Annotated in this window: 15 protein-coding genes; 8 read left to right on the top strand and 7 right to left on the bottom strand. The window is 45.3% G+C overall.

The annotated features are described in order from the left end of the window. Positions 1 to 12: 12 nt before the first annotated feature. The 4 genes from AB2J24_RS11955 (at position 13) to AB2J24_RS11940 (ending at position 4,242) form a co-directional block, all read left to right on the top strand. Positions 13 to 219 carry a hypothetical protein gene (locus AB2J24_RS11955; protein WP_162651172.1) on the top strand — a complete coding sequence of 69 codons (207 nt, stop codon included), beginning with the start codon at positions 13 to 15 and terminating at the stop codon, positions 217 to 219. Positions 220 to 232: 13 nt separating this feature from the next. Further along, positions 233 to 694 carry a hypothetical protein gene (locus tag AB2J24_RS11950; RefSeq protein ID WP_367385608.1) on the top strand — a complete coding sequence of 154 codons (462 nt, stop codon included), beginning with the start codon at positions 233 to 235 and terminating at the stop codon, positions 692 to 694. Positions 695 to 721: 27 nt separating this feature from the next. Continuing rightward, entirely contained in the window at positions 722 to 1,246 is a 525-nt protein-coding gene (locus tag AB2J24_RS11945) for a hypothetical protein (RefSeq protein WP_367385607.1), read from the top strand. A gap of 146 nt (positions 1,247 to 1,392) precedes the next feature. Next, positions 1,393 to 4,242, top strand: a complete 2,850-nt coding sequence (locus AB2J24_RS11940; RefSeq protein WP_367385606.1) for a DUF2339 domain-containing protein — start codon at positions 1,393 to 1,395, stop codon at positions 4,240 to 4,242. A 63-nt stretch (positions 4,243 to 4,305) separates the two neighbouring features. Here the strand turns inward: AB2J24_RS11940 and AB2J24_RS11935 are convergent, their stop codons facing one another. Next, positions 4,306 to 4,683: a VOC family protein gene (locus tag AB2J24_RS11935; protein ID WP_162651169.1), complete on the bottom strand. Its 378-nt coding sequence runs from the start codon at positions 4,681 to 4,683 to the stop codon at positions 4,306 to 4,308. Positions 4,684 to 4,723: 40 nt separating this feature from the next. Here AB2J24_RS11935 and AB2J24_RS11930 point away from each other — a divergent pair, with 40 nt between their 5' ends. From AB2J24_RS11930 to AB2J24_RS11920, 3 genes are all read left to right on the top strand, one after another. Then, the gene (locus AB2J24_RS11930) at positions 4,724 to 5,263 is read left to right on the top strand and encodes a winged helix-turn-helix transcriptional regulator (RefSeq protein ID WP_162651168.1); all 540 of its coding nucleotides are present in this window, start codon (positions 4,724 to 4,726) and stop codon (positions 5,261 to 5,263) included. 270 nt (positions 5,264 to 5,533) lie between these two features. Then, positions 5,534 to 6,100: a DUF1993 domain-containing protein gene (locus tag AB2J24_RS11925; RefSeq protein WP_367385605.1), complete on the top strand. Its 567-nt coding sequence runs from the start codon at positions 5,534 to 5,536 to the stop codon at positions 6,098 to 6,100. 100 nt (positions 6,101 to 6,200) lie between these two features. Continuing rightward, complete coding sequence (locus AB2J24_RS11920) at positions 6,201 to 6,665, top strand: GNAT family N-acetyltransferase (RefSeq protein WP_162651166.1); 465 nt, start codon at positions 6,201 to 6,203, stop codon at positions 6,663 to 6,665. Between the two features lie 3 nt (positions 6,666 to 6,668). Here the strand turns inward: AB2J24_RS11920 and folD are convergent, their stop codons facing one another. The 4 genes from folD to AB2J24_RS11900 all read right to left on the bottom strand — a co-directional run bounded on the left by folD (position 6,669) and on the right by AB2J24_RS11900 (position 9,952). Continuing rightward, entirely contained in the window at positions 6,669 to 7,571 is a 903-nt protein-coding gene (folD, locus tag AB2J24_RS11915; protein ID WP_162651165.1) for a bifunctional methylenetetrahydrofolate dehydrogenase/methenyltetrahydrofolate cyclohydrolase FolD, read from the bottom strand. Between the two features lie 166 nt (positions 7,572 to 7,737). Then, complete coding sequence (locus AB2J24_RS11910) at positions 7,738 to 8,229, bottom strand: hypothetical protein (protein ID WP_367385604.1); 492 nt, start codon at positions 8,227 to 8,229, stop codon at positions 7,738 to 7,740. A gap of 124 nt (positions 8,230 to 8,353) precedes the next feature. After that, positions 8,354 to 9,295 carry a hypothetical protein gene (locus tag AB2J24_RS11905; protein ID WP_367385603.1) on the bottom strand — a complete coding sequence of 314 codons (942 nt, stop codon included), beginning with the start codon at positions 9,293 to 9,295 and terminating at the stop codon, positions 8,354 to 8,356. Positions 9,296 to 9,355: 60 nt separating this feature from the next. Next, the gene (locus AB2J24_RS11900; protein ID WP_367385602.1) at positions 9,356 to 9,952 is read right to left on the bottom strand and encodes a hypothetical protein; all 597 of its coding nucleotides are present in this window, start codon (positions 9,950 to 9,952) and stop codon (positions 9,356 to 9,358) included. Positions 9,953 to 10,217: 265 nt separating this feature from the next. Here AB2J24_RS11900 and AB2J24_RS11895 point away from each other — a divergent pair, with 265 nt between their 5' ends. Then, positions 10,218 to 10,364, top strand: a complete 147-nt coding sequence (locus AB2J24_RS11895) for a DUF1127 domain-containing protein (RefSeq protein WP_162651161.1) — start codon at positions 10,218 to 10,220, stop codon at positions 10,362 to 10,364. A gap of 148 nt (positions 10,365 to 10,512) precedes the next feature. Here the strand turns inward: AB2J24_RS11895 and AB2J24_RS11890 are convergent, their stop codons facing one another. Together AB2J24_RS11890 and AB2J24_RS11885 are read right to left on the bottom strand one after the other, a co-directional pair. Next, complete coding sequence (locus AB2J24_RS11890; protein ID WP_367385601.1) at positions 10,513 to 10,821, bottom strand: Dabb family protein; 309 nt, start codon at positions 10,819 to 10,821, stop codon at positions 10,513 to 10,515. Between the two features lie 362 nt (positions 10,822 to 11,183). Next, a complete protein-coding gene (locus tag AB2J24_RS11885) occupies positions 11,184 to 12,404 on the bottom strand; it encodes a cytochrome b/b6 domain-containing protein (RefSeq protein ID WP_367385600.1) in 1,221 nt (406 codons plus the stop codon). Positions 12,405 to 12,428: the final 24 nt, after the last annotated feature.

Raw genomic sequence — 12,428 nt, 5'->3', positions numbered from 1 at the left:
AGGGAGGTAGATATGAAATATCAGTTCTCAATAGATATCAGAGATCATGCAGATTTTATGGCGGGCAGGGAAGTACAACCCAGCCTGACAGGCGGCCGCGTTTCAATCATTGCTGACCAAGATGAAGTCGAATTTAACCTACGAACCGTAGGAAAACCAAGCGAGGGCAACGAGGACCTGTTCGTCAGACTGCTAAACGCCAACCCCAAGCGGTATTAGGAAGGGGAAACTCGTGACTTTGAAAAACTCTACTTATGATTCCTTTTTTCGGAAACTTCATTTAGTTTATTTGGTCTTTTTTAATCCTACACAATTCGAAAAAGAGGAAGAAGAGGATAATAAGGTTCGCCGTGCTCAAACTGATTGTAATACAATGAGCCGGATACAGAAAATTAGGAGAGGCCTTTGGCAGTCGTTTAAGTCTTTCGTTTTAACTGTAACGGCTAGCGTTGTTATTGGACTAGGACTTTTAACTTTCCTTAATCATGAGCTAATATATGGTGCGGTTGCATTAATTTTCGGGGCCGGAATTCTCATGTGGGCAACATTTGCTCTAAGGGGTTGGGATATACAAAGTATGGACGGGGTTACTTTAAGTGAAAGAGCAAATCAGTGGATCTTTCGAGCCCTTTTCATCTTAGGTACAGCTTTAATTACTATTGGCACTGTCCTAACCATCTTTAGTTCTGCTTGAACCGAAAAAATATAATAGGAAACGTCTATGATGAAAGCTCTATCTATATTGCTTAGTGTTCTGATCGCAACACCAGCCATAGCACAAGAACTTCCGCTGGAAAGCCACTTTCACGGCATCGAAAGTTGTTATGGTCGGACCTATTCAGCTGCGCATTTGGATAAGCATCCTGATCAGCAAGTGATTGATATTGGCATTAGTCATTTTCCGACCAAGCAACAGCTTTTGGGTATGGATAGCCCCAATCAGCCATATCCTGATACGCCAAAATTTGTGGCAAAGCTTGCGCTTTTTAAGCGGGGGCAAGATATCAGGTGGGAAGCGGATGCATTTTGTGAGCCGGATGGTAAGCGCATCAAGTGTAATCTGGAATGTGATGCAGGCAATTTCTATTTAACAGAACATAAAAGCGGTGGGCTTTTGCTCACGGGTGGTAGTGATCTTTCATTTGATAGTTGCGATGCTGGCGATCGGACATTGATGCGCGAGCCTGATGATACAAGCTTTCTGTTGCAATCCGTCCCACGCTCAATCTGCGTGCCGCCAAAATAGAAAATCATACATAGCTTGTGCAATTATGACGTCGCCGACTATATTTGCCATATTCTGGCGCGTATCTGGCTCTAAATAAAATATCCAGCTATAAGACAACGATTCCTATAGTTAGTCTTTTGTCGAGCGAGTGGGGCGCAGTTTAGATGGATTCTGTTTTATTCTTAATAGGTTTGGCATGTTTGGCGCTGGTGATTGGCTCCATTCTGGGTGCTATTGCATATTTCTCGCAAGGCAGACTGCGTGCTGATATTGAGAAATTAAAGATAGAGATCAAAGCTCTCAAATCACAGATTGCCGATGGTGGAAATACTCTAACCTCTCCTGAAGGAGAGGAGGCAAAACCTGTTACTACCGAGAAAATTGAACCGCCTGAGGAGCCTGAACTAAGCGATGCGGTAGCTCAGGACGAAGAAGGTGAGGCGACTTCCGAGCCGGAGCCTGCAATAGCTGCGCGCGTATCAGATGATGAGACTATCTCTGAAGATGTTGAGAAAGAAACGGTTCCACAAACGCCAAAAATTGATACCGAAAGCAATATTGGCGGCAAATTATCCATCTGGGTTGGCGGACTAACGCTGGCAATTGGTGGGCTATATTTGGCCAAATACTCTATTGAGGCTGGTCTGCTTGGCCCACAAGCGCGCGTTACGCTTGGTTTCCTATTCGGCCTGTTAGTTGCAGCCGGTGGCGAATGGACAAGACGCCGCCCGGATCGTTTTTCTCTGGCAGGCTTTGAAAGCGCCAATATTCCAGCAATTCTGTCAGGTGCGGGCATTTTCATCATGTTCGGCTCGATTTACGCCGCCCATTCGCTTTATGGGCTTATCGGACCGACAACCAGCTTCATCATTTTGGCAATCCTAGCGCTTGCATCGCTGCTTGTATCACTGCTGCATGGGCCAGTACTGGCTGCGCTCGGTCTTCTTGCTTCTTATGTTGTGCCGTTTCTCATTAATTCCGATAGCGCAAATGTACCTGTATTGGCATCATACGTGCTTTTGGTATCGGCAGCGGCCATGTATGTGGCGTGGTATAGAGCTTGGCTGTGGTGCGCGCTGACAAGTGTTGCTGCCATGTTGTGCTACTCCTTCCTGCTTGAAATCGCAGAAGGAGACGAGAATTCAATAATTGTCGGGATTTACATTCTCGGCACATTGGCGCTGACTTACCTGTCGCTTGTCTGGTCCGTGCATGAGCGCAAGCCGGATGCGGAAATGGCTATTGACTGGCAGCCAACAATTGCATTGTCAGCTCTATTTGTGCCTGTACTATTCCATTTTAGTCGTGATCAAAGCCTAGCGGTTCATATTATTGAACTTGCTCTTTTGCTCGCATTACCGCTGGCCGCCAGTTATCGTTATCCGGCTCTGCGTTTTGTCACCATTGTGCCATCCATCTTGGCCGTTCTTAAATTCTGGACGATGTTTGCACCTCATAATAATACGGTTGAAAAATGGCAAACATGGGCAGATCAGCTTGGTAATCAGATAGCTGGACCAAATGGCAAGCTTTACCCATCTGAATCATTTGTGCCATATCTGACGGACACGACCTATATGATGGTCGCAACGCTCACAGTGCTGGTTCTCATTGGTTTTGCTGTTTTGACCGCACCAAAAGCGCGTGCGCGGCTTGTTACTGCATCGGTGAGCACATCCGTCAGTCTTGCCATCTTCATTTCGTGCTATATCCGCATTGCCGAATTGGAACAATCGACCCAGTTTGCGCTGGTTGGTCTTATTCTCTTTGCGCTATTCCACCTGCAAGCGAATTATTATCACAACAAACTTGATGAGAAACTGCCAGCCAGAGACGCCACCATTGCCGTAGCGCTGATTGGTTCGCTGGTATCACTCGCACTGGCCGTAAGTATTTATTTCAGCGGCGTGGGGCTTACAATCGCGCTTGGCCTGATTACAGCAGCAACCATGCTTACGCACATGCGTTATCCACTCAACGGCTTGCGCATCTTCGCCGTTATCGCTGTAGCGCCGTATATTGTGCGCCTTTTGTGGCAACCGTTCATCGATAAGTCGGCTTTGCTTGATGCGACCCCATTTTTCAACATCCTGACACTTGGATATGGTATTCCCGCACTCGGCTTCATCTTTGCAAGCTATATAGCCACAAAACATAAAGATGATTTATGGACGCAAGGCTTGCAGGCTCTAGCAATTATCTCGTCTGTGATAACGATCACAATGTTGGCACTTCACGCTATTGATCCTAGCTTTTCTTTCAATACTTACAGATCAGCAATTGCCGCTTCTGCTACGCTTGTTATGGTTGGTGGTGCGTTCTCGCTTGGTCTTACGCGCATTGCAAAGCGTAAGGGTGGTTCATCACGCATACTCCGTTGGGCCGCCGAGGGTCTGGGTATATTGGGTATGTTGATCGGTGCGTTGGCGCTCTTCATCGGGCTCAATCCAATGTTACCTATGGCGACCTGGGAGTACAGCTCGACCGACGTTCATATGGGTGAGGGGTTGTTGTTTAACCTCATTGGTTATGCCTATGCATTGCCATTCATTCTGTTTGCACTGATTGTCTGGCAGGGCCGCGCAAGTAAAAGCAAATATTATCAATGGACAGCGCTTGGGTTCACCGCCTTACTTGGCTTCTTCTGGATTAATCTTACCATCCGCCATGCTTTCCATGGTGTGAAAATTGCTTCCGCGCCAATATTGCAAGCTGAAAATTATACCTATTCTCTGGTCTGGTTGATCATTGGAATAATTGTGCTGTTCTTGGGTATCAGATGGCGTCAACAATTGTTGCGCAAAGCATCCGGCCTGATTATCTTAGCTGTCGTACTCAAAGCCTTTATTATTGATATGTCTCATCTTGAAGGCGTGCTTCGCGCCATATCATTTATCGGTTTGGGTGGAACGCTTATGGGTATCGGTTTCGTTTATCAACGAGCGCTACGTGGCATGTTTGCTACTCAAGAAGATGATGGTGATAAACAAAATGTCGAAACACCCAGCGAATAATAGTTTTTAACCTCGCTGGGCGATCTATTTGATATTGGTTTAAATAGGAACTTAAGGATCAGACTAGCCGCTGTTTGAAAGGTCTTGCGCAAGCATCATTGCATTTCCGTCGGGGTCGTAAAATGTGGCGGTGCTGACCATGCCCTCAATGGTTTCAGTCTCGCCATCAAACTTAACACCCGCTGCTTCAAGGTTTTTGCGCCCGGTCGCAATGTCAGAAATTCCAAATACAGGCACCGAGTTTCCTGGAACTGGTTCGACATGTTCTCCTAGGCCCAATGTAACACCTTCGGTATTGGTTTGCATTTCGCTCCACCCGGCTTCATCAATATGATAATTGAGCGTAAAGCCAAGTTTGTCCGCATACCATTCAGCGCTGAGATGGCGATCTCGTACCGAAATTGCGATTGTGATTGTTTTATCTAATGTTACAATTGACATAACTATTTCCTTTTGATGAAAAATATAGTAACTATACTTTATGGACATAAATACACTTGTCAAGATCACATCTCGTGCTTGGTCATTAAAAATATTGGCTTTGATGCATAGTGGAGTGCCCGGGCGACAAGCACCATTGCTTTCTGCGGCTAAAGCAAGCCGAACGGCATTTGTTGCAAGCCTCTATCATTTGGTTGATCTGGGGCATCTGGAGAGGAACCCCGGTCATGGCCATCCCTTGCGCCCTGAATTTAGACTAACACCAAAGGGAATAGAGTGGGCTAGGATTGCGGCCGAGATAATTGATGCTGTTCCAGCACCGGCAGAGGGTTTAATATTAAGGAAATCATGGTCGGTCCCTGTTTTGGCTGTTACTCGAAGCCCTCGACATTTCATCGAGATCAAATCGGAATTGCAATCTGTGACCGACAGAGCATTGTCGCAATCTTTAAATCTTCTGCATGGGCAAAACTGGCTTGAACGTGAAGTGGACATCACTAGCCGACCCCCTCGACCCATATACCAAGCCACCAATATCGGGAGTCAGATTAGTCAAGTTATAGGTTTGGGGTCCGTGTAAGCATGGGCAGATACACGATATCTATACCTTATTGAAATTTTTAGTGTGAAGTAAATATCCCGTTGAGTTCGTTACGAAATTTACTTGGTAGGTTTGTCAATGAGTTGGTGTACAGATTGCTGATGCTGTGAATGATAGTATTTAAGATGAAACCGAATTTGAGTGTCTGATAGACATATACGAGACCGATTTGATATAATTTAGTTTAGTTATCCGCATTATTTAGATATGAAAGAGCCAAACAATTTTTATAAATGTGAGGCCGATCCCATGTCAGTAACCAACCTACTTGTTCCGACCTATATTCAAATGTTGAAAGGGCTTGCCGGCTGGCTTGATAAGGCGAAAAAACAATTACCAGAGGCGGAAGCAGAAGCTTTGCTATCCGTAAGGCTTGCACCTGATATGTATCCTCTATCATCGCAAGTTAGTTTCGTCTGTTTTCAGGCGCAAGAAGCAGTATATCGACTAAAGCAAGAACCAGTGCCTGAGGCGTTAATGCAATTAGCTGCCGATGGTCGCAATGCTGGCGATAAGCCCGGTTCGCTAAAAGATGCTGAGAACAAGATTGCCGACGCTTTAACATTTTTAAGTGAGCTTGATGCAAAAGCTCTTGATTCTGCTGCTGAACGTGAGATGTCGATTGAACTACCCACCGGAATGATTTTCGATTTAACGGGTGAACAATATGCTCGGGACTGGGCCTTGGCTCAGTTTTATTTTCACCTTAATACAGCATACGCAATTCTTAGAAATCAAAAAATTGAACTCGGAAAAGCTGATTACGTGCCACACATGTTTGCCTACCTTCGTCCCGGAACAATGCCGCAGGGGTGATGAGCATTATGTGGGAGGGGAAGCTGCAATAGATTTTGTCGGGCGTGATGTCTGAATTTTAGTGTTTTCTCTGGTAGAATGGGCAGGTGGCTTAGATGGTATGATTGATACACGTAAAATAAATCAAGAAGATTTGGATCTAATTTGTCAGCACAGAGTAGCAATGTTCACCGATGGTGGGCGGCGCACCGAGCATGAGTTGACAGCTATGGACACCTCGTTCCGTAAATGGTTAGAACCAAGGTTGAAAGACGAAACATATTTTGGGTTCATAAGTTCCGATGACCAAACACCGATCGCCGGTGTCGGCCTGATGGAATTGGATTGGCCGCCACATCCGTCACATCCAGAAGATGGTCGTCGTGGATATGTGTTAAATCTATTTGTAGATCCCAAATATCGAAAACAGGGTATTGCGAAAAATTTAATGCGACTTGCTGACAACGAATTCAAGGAACGCGATATTCAATACGCTATCTTGCATTCGACATCTGCGGCTCGACCTGTTTATGAGCAGATTGGATGGCGACCAACTGCTGAGATGGCAAAATTATATCGTAAATAGCTTCTATGCTGTCAGACCTTCTGGTTCAGGTAATCCATGTGCTCGCGTACAGGCGGTCAGTGTGTTTGCCAACAAGCATGCAATGGTCATTGGCCCGACACCGCCTGGAACAGGCGTAATCGCTCCGGCAACCTTACTTGCGCTTTCAAAATGGACATCACCCACAAGACGCATTTTGCCTTCCCCACGTTCTGGTGCGGGGATGCGGTTGATACCCACATCAATGACGGTTGCGCCTTTACCAATATACTCGCCAGTTATCATCTCAGGCCGGCCAACAGCGGCCACCACAATGTCGGCGGATTTGCAAAGCTCTTTGATGTTTTTGGTACGAGAATGAGCGATAGTTACCGTGCAACTGTCGCGCAACAATAAGTTTGCCATCGGTTTGCCAACAATGTTTGAGCGGCCAACCACAACTGCGTTGAGGCCAGAGAGCGAGCCGTGATAATCACGAAGCATCATCAAGCAGCCAAGCGGGGTACAAGGGACCATGGATTTTTGCCCCGTACCAAGAAGGCCGACATTTGAGATGTGAAATCCATCAACATCTTTTGCGGGTGAAATTGAGTTGATTACCAAATCTTCATTCAAGTGATCGGGCAGGGGAAGTTGGCATAAGATGCCATGCACGGCCGGGTCATTGTTGAGCTTAGTAATAAGTGTCAACAAGTCCTCTTCAGAAGTGCTTGCATCCAACTTGTGTTCATAAGAATTCATACCAGCTTCAATAGTCTGTACGCCCTTATTGCGCACATAGACTTCTGATGCGGGGTCCTGTCCGACCAAAATTACTGCAAGGCCAGGTGTGATGTTATGCTCCGCTTTTAGCTTGGTCACATACTGTGCGACCTGTCCGCGAACTTTTGCTGAAAATGCAGTTCCATCAATAATTTTGGCGCTCATTATATCCTCGGAATTATCTATGTTTTGGAAGATTCTGCGCGAAACCTAGCTTAAATATTGGCTAAATACCAGCCGAATTCAGCCGGAAAACATTCATATTAAGACATTGCTATATAGGTCGAATTAGCGTTACAAAATCAACGACATAAAATTGAGTTGACAGCGCCTACATCCCGCAGCGTCGTTGAGCATCACGAGATGCAGCAGCAAAACCACTTAATGAGAATAATTTAACGGGCTCCACGTGTCCGGCGGTGGTCGTAATCTCGACAGTCGCATTGACGCCAGTCCAAAGGCCACCAAAAACGTCGATATCATCTTCGGGTTTTACCCATGACGTGTCGGTTTTTATAGAAAGCAGATCCCAAGCATTGCGCCCGATAATAAGCTTACCGCTCTCAATTTGTTTGTTGCTGGTATAGTAACTAGGTTCGCGTTTTCCTCCGTTCGGAAAATAGGTAAAACGGAGACGACTTTCTGCTCCATGTTCATTGAGGATAGCCTCTACCCAACATGTTTTTGGGCCTTCCAGAACATAGACGGACCAGTTTTTATAAGTCGCAACTTTACCTGATTTGGGTGTTTCAGATGCCTGAGAGTTGGCCGCTGATGCAATATAAGAGAAACAAAGCAGTATGAAACAAATTGATGATCTCATTTCGTAATTACTCCTATTGTTATATAGGGTCATCGTGGCAGGAAATATGCTGAATGTCACGGGGCCAGGCTAAGATTACCGCGAGGCCGTAGCTGCTGCGTGCATTTTTATATTGTAACTGTACTTAGCTGTTTATCGGTTTTGCAACAGATTTTGGTTTCATTAGCAATATGCGGGCCAAAGCAGCGATGAAGATGACTGAAAACACACCGCGACCAGCAAGAATTACCCAGATATCGGCTCCGAGTGCCACCATGAGGAGCGTATCTTCAATTACCGCATGGAATAGGGAGAGAAATGAAAGTGTGAGAAACAGTTCCCGCTTGGTGATTGATCCGTTTTTCGAACGTTCAATCAACAGACCGCCGCCGAACGTGAGCCCCATAAGAAGGCCAACAGTGGTGATAGGGGCAAGTTCGCGACGGATGCTCATAAATTTATGGATGGGGGCCAAGATAAGACTGATCAACTTATCAATGCCCGTTTTTTCAACACTGTCCATGAGCATCATAAGTGCCACAACAATGAGGAAGATCATCACGAGTGACTTGGCCGTCGCATAGGTCCATTCCGACCAGCTCGTGCTGTTAAGCCCATCTGGTAGCCAACCAATGCTCATGGGTTCTTGTAGAATTTGGAAATGAGAAATGACCATGAATGCGATAATACCATAAAGAATCGCAGCTAGTATGCGCAGGAAGCATGTGACAAAGAAATTTGCGCCCGCTTTGTGGACAATAGCCTGTTCTATGGGCAAGCCATGTGCAAACAGCATCATAGATGCCAGAACGCTCATCTGACCAACATTGAGATCCATTGTCGGTGCTAACGTGATCGTAGCTGCCACACCACCATAAAGACTGGAGACAAGCGCCGCCGCCCAGACAATGCCAGCCTCAGCAGGAAGGCCCACAATTTCAAGTGCAGGGCCAATAAACTCGCCAATAGCTTCAGAAAAGCCGTACTGGTCTAGTATTCGCACAATAATCATGATGGGTATCATGATTTTGGCAAGTGCGATGAATATGCGCCAGGAGCGTATGATGAGCATTTTAAGATAATTCATGGCACAGCTCTACGCCTGTTAAATAAAAGCGTCAATATCGCGCGCTAAACATCTTAAAAATTATGACGAGGGTAGCTTTATCTGCTTCTCAATTGCATCAAGTGCGTTTGATATTCCCCGAAGCTGAAACCGTGTTTCCTTCCAGCCTTCATAAAGGAAACGTATTGAATTACCCTTTCGCATCGCGGCAATTAATTCATCTATGTGCGTTGGATTGATGAGCGAAATAGTTTCAGACACATTATTACCTTCAGGACTTCCCATCTGCCAGTCTTTGTCCTCAAGTTGAAAAATTTCGCCATCTATGGATAGCGTAATTGGTCCTTTTAGGTCGTCGGGAAGGTTTCTTACAAAAAACTCAATCGTGTATTGAGGCGGTCCGGAAACGCCACTACTGCCGCCGCCTAAAGTTCGCGCTATGCTTAACCGGCTACTGCCAAAAAATGTATCATTGTTGTCTGTTTTAAAGCCATATTGTACTGTTCTGCATGAGCGAAATCCAGTTCCTGAGCACACATTTAAAAAGTCACCATGATAGGCGCGTAACTCGCCAAATTCGTGCAAAAACCATTTGCCATCTATATTGCCTGCTTGCGTGCCAGAAGCCCCGAATACCAGCGTTCCCGTCAATAATATGATTTTGAAGATTGATTTCATTTCCTCGCCTCCCAGCTAAACGTATTGTAAACTATATAACGGCGGAAATGTGTTAAGAATCAATAGAGAAAAGCAACAGTCTTTTACTGTGGCTATTAATAGGGCAAAGACATGCAGAAACTGCATATCTAATGTGCAATCTTATCTCTGGTAAAAATGACCCACCAAGCGCATATATCAAATCGGGAAACAATCATTGTTCCCAAAATACTTGAAACAAATTGATCTTTGATCACCCGAAAATCGGGGCATAAGGAGAATTAAAATGAATATCTTGAATAAAGTTCGTAATTGGAAACAACAACGCGAAACACGCAATCTTCTAAACGGCATGACACCTCGTCAACTTGACGACATCGGTCTAACTCGTTCAGGCATCGAAGCAGTTGTAAGAAACCCTCACAACGCTTGACGATCCGAGTTTAAGTGCCACTATAGTCAAGCCATAATTGACTAGAAGACATTTAGCTCCTTAAAATGTCTGACCCCGCTAGAAATAGCGGGGTTTTTTGTTGTCTGTGAGAGACTGCGTAATGGCTGGTCGAAACCAACAGGTAAGGTCATATTTCCAGATCAAAGACGAGAATGCCATTTGCACCGTCCCTACACGCAGCCACCAGTGCCGCACCCGCTTTTTGATGCTCGGGATGCACTAAATACGCATCACGCGCCTCGGTATCTTTAAAGTCCATGATGAAACCATCGGTAAAACCATGTTCCATGCCTTCTGGGCTGGCACTTGGACCATAGTGGTCAGCAACTTGTCCCGGAATAATATCTTTAAGAGCTGCAAGCTGAGCATAGAGCTGCTGCTTATCGTTTTCAGTTACATCGTCTTTGAAGTTTAGAAATACGCAATGCCGAATCATGGGGAACCCTATGTGTGTATTACTGCCAAAATTCCAAGGTAGACTTGGCTTAGTACTACCGTGAATGAAATTAACATAACGACAAATTCCGTTTGCTGAACACTCATTTTAAAACGTTTGATTACATAGAGTAACAAAACGAACATAATTGGAATGCCAAGTATTGAGTAGAACGCGATGCTGGGAAATGTGAAATAGACACTTGATACGCTTAGATAAGTACCAATTGGTACAAGAATGCACCGAAAAACAGAAACAATCAAAGTTATTGTTACTAAGATAATCCAAGTACATTTAACAATTGTGTTTTGCAAATCAGACAATCTTAACTCCGGCGGTAAAGAACCAGAGCTAAGGTTGCATCAAGGACGGGTTGCGTCAATCGCGATATTCAAGTCAATGCTGCGTCCCACACTGGAATCATCTGCAAAAGTTTCACCGATTTTAAAATCAAGTCGTTGGATTTTACCTGTGGCTGATACATTTGCCTTGCCATCTGTTTCATCGAAAGTGAACTCGATTGTGAAATCCTGAGCAACACCTGCAAGTGTCATGATGCCTTGGGCCGCAAAGCCTGTTTGGGTCTTTGTAATGTCTTCTGAGATGAAGGAGGCTTTTGGGTTTGTTTCTGCATCTAAAAACTCAGCTGATATAGCCCGTTCAGAAACATCGCCAAGGCTGAGAGAAGCAATGCCAACGCTAGCTGTAATAAACCCATTTTCAGGGTTCTCTGGATCGAACACGACATCAGCTGACCAGTCACTAAATATGCCTTTGATGGGTGTGCCGAGTTGGGTAACCGAAATTGCCAATTCGGAAGATGCATAATCGATGACCCAAGCGCCTTCAATTGCTTGTTCTGCGTTGTTAGAACTGGCATTAGCTGTTTCTACTTGCTTGGTTGCGGGTGTATTGATGTTATCAACAATGAATACCGCGGCAATGGCTACCACAATAGCTAATAGCGCTACTAATTTTGGTGAAGCAGACTTAGGTTGTTCTACAGGTAATTGGCCCGTTTCCTGATAAACACCAGGAACCATGCGAGACAGCGTATCATCTTTATCTATTACGACGTGTTTGACCGCGCCAGCGATATGCAAAAATAACGATACGACAAGCACAATACCAGTGATGAAATGCGCGGTTTTGAAGAAATTGGAAAGTTCGACGCTTTTAGGAATAAAAGGCAGGTCTTGCGACAAAGGCCACCAGATAGGTGCAAACCCTTCGGCCGCCGCATGGTGCAGCCAGCCCATCACGGGCATGGCAATGATTGCGACATATAAAAGGTTATGAACGGTACTTGCAGCAAAACCTTCCATGCCACCATGAAGCGGGCGAGGGTGGGGCTGGGATTTTGCCCAAATGATGCGTAAAACGGCAACTGTTAAGGCTGAAATACCAAGGGTCTTATGTAGGGAGTACAACCAGACTTTATCATTGATCTGCGCAGTGTTTTGCATCGGCAATTCATGCATATAAACGCCCATAGGGAGCAAGGATAAAATGAGTAATGCGGTGGCCCAATGTAGAGCCTGATGAATGAGGCCGTAGCTCTCTTCGGAATTATTCAGTTTCATGTGATCCCCAATTTTTAAAAAACG

Origin of the sequence: Lentilitoribacter sp. EG35 (assembly GCF_040784015.1) — a bacterium.
In the GTDB taxonomy this organism is placed as follows: domain Bacteria; phylum Pseudomonadota; class Alphaproteobacteria; order Rhizobiales; family Rhizobiaceae; genus Lentilitoribacter.
The sequence above is the reverse complement of the archived record's forward strand: the minus strand, read 5'-3'. Positions and strand labels throughout refer to the sequence as shown.

Coding starts and splice junctions, on each gene's coding strand:
- AB2J24_RS11955 (WP_162651172.1), top strand. CDS start 13: ATGAAATATCAGTTCTCAATAGATATCAGAGATCATGCAGATTTTATG.
- AB2J24_RS11945 (WP_367385607.1), top strand. CDS start 722: ATGATGAAAGCTCTATCTATATTGCTTAGTGTTCTGATCGCAACACCA.
- AB2J24_RS11940 (WP_367385606.1), top strand. CDS start 1,393: ATGGATTCTGTTTTATTCTTAATAGGTTTGGCATGTTTGGCGCTGGTG.
- AB2J24_RS11935 (WP_162651169.1), bottom strand. CDS start 4,683: ATGTCAATTGTAACATTAGATAAAACAATCACAATCGCAATTTCGGTA.
- AB2J24_RS11930 (WP_162651168.1), top strand. CDS start 4,724: ATGGACATAAATACACTTGTCAAGATCACATCTCGTGCTTGGTCATTA.
- AB2J24_RS11925 (WP_367385605.1), top strand. CDS start 5,534: ATGTCAGTAACCAACCTACTTGTTCCGACCTATATTCAAATGTTGAAA.
- AB2J24_RS11920 (WP_162651166.1), top strand. CDS start 6,201: ATGATTGATACACGTAAAATAAATCAAGAAGATTTGGATCTAATTTGT.
- folD (WP_162651165.1), bottom strand. CDS start 7,571: ATGAGCGCCAAAATTATTGATGGAACTGCATTTTCAGCAAAAGTTCGC.
- AB2J24_RS11910 (WP_367385604.1), bottom strand. CDS start 8,229: ATGAGATCATCAATTTGTTTCATACTGCTTTGTTTCTCTTATATTGCA.
- AB2J24_RS11905 (WP_367385603.1), bottom strand. CDS start 9,295: ATGAATTATCTTAAAATGCTCATCATACGCTCCTGGCGCATATTCATC.
- AB2J24_RS11900 (WP_367385602.1), bottom strand. CDS start 9,952: ATGAAATCAATCTTCAAAATCATATTATTGACGGGAACGCTGGTATTC.
- AB2J24_RS11895 (WP_162651161.1), top strand. CDS start 10,218: ATGAATATCTTGAATAAAGTTCGTAATTGGAAACAACAACGCGAAACA.
- AB2J24_RS11890 (WP_367385601.1), bottom strand. CDS start 10,821: ATGATTCGGCATTGCGTATTTCTAAACTTCAAAGACGATGTAACTGAA.
- AB2J24_RS11885 (WP_367385600.1), bottom strand. CDS start 12,404: ATGAAACTGAATAATTCCGAAGAGAGCTACGGCCTCATTCATCAGGCT.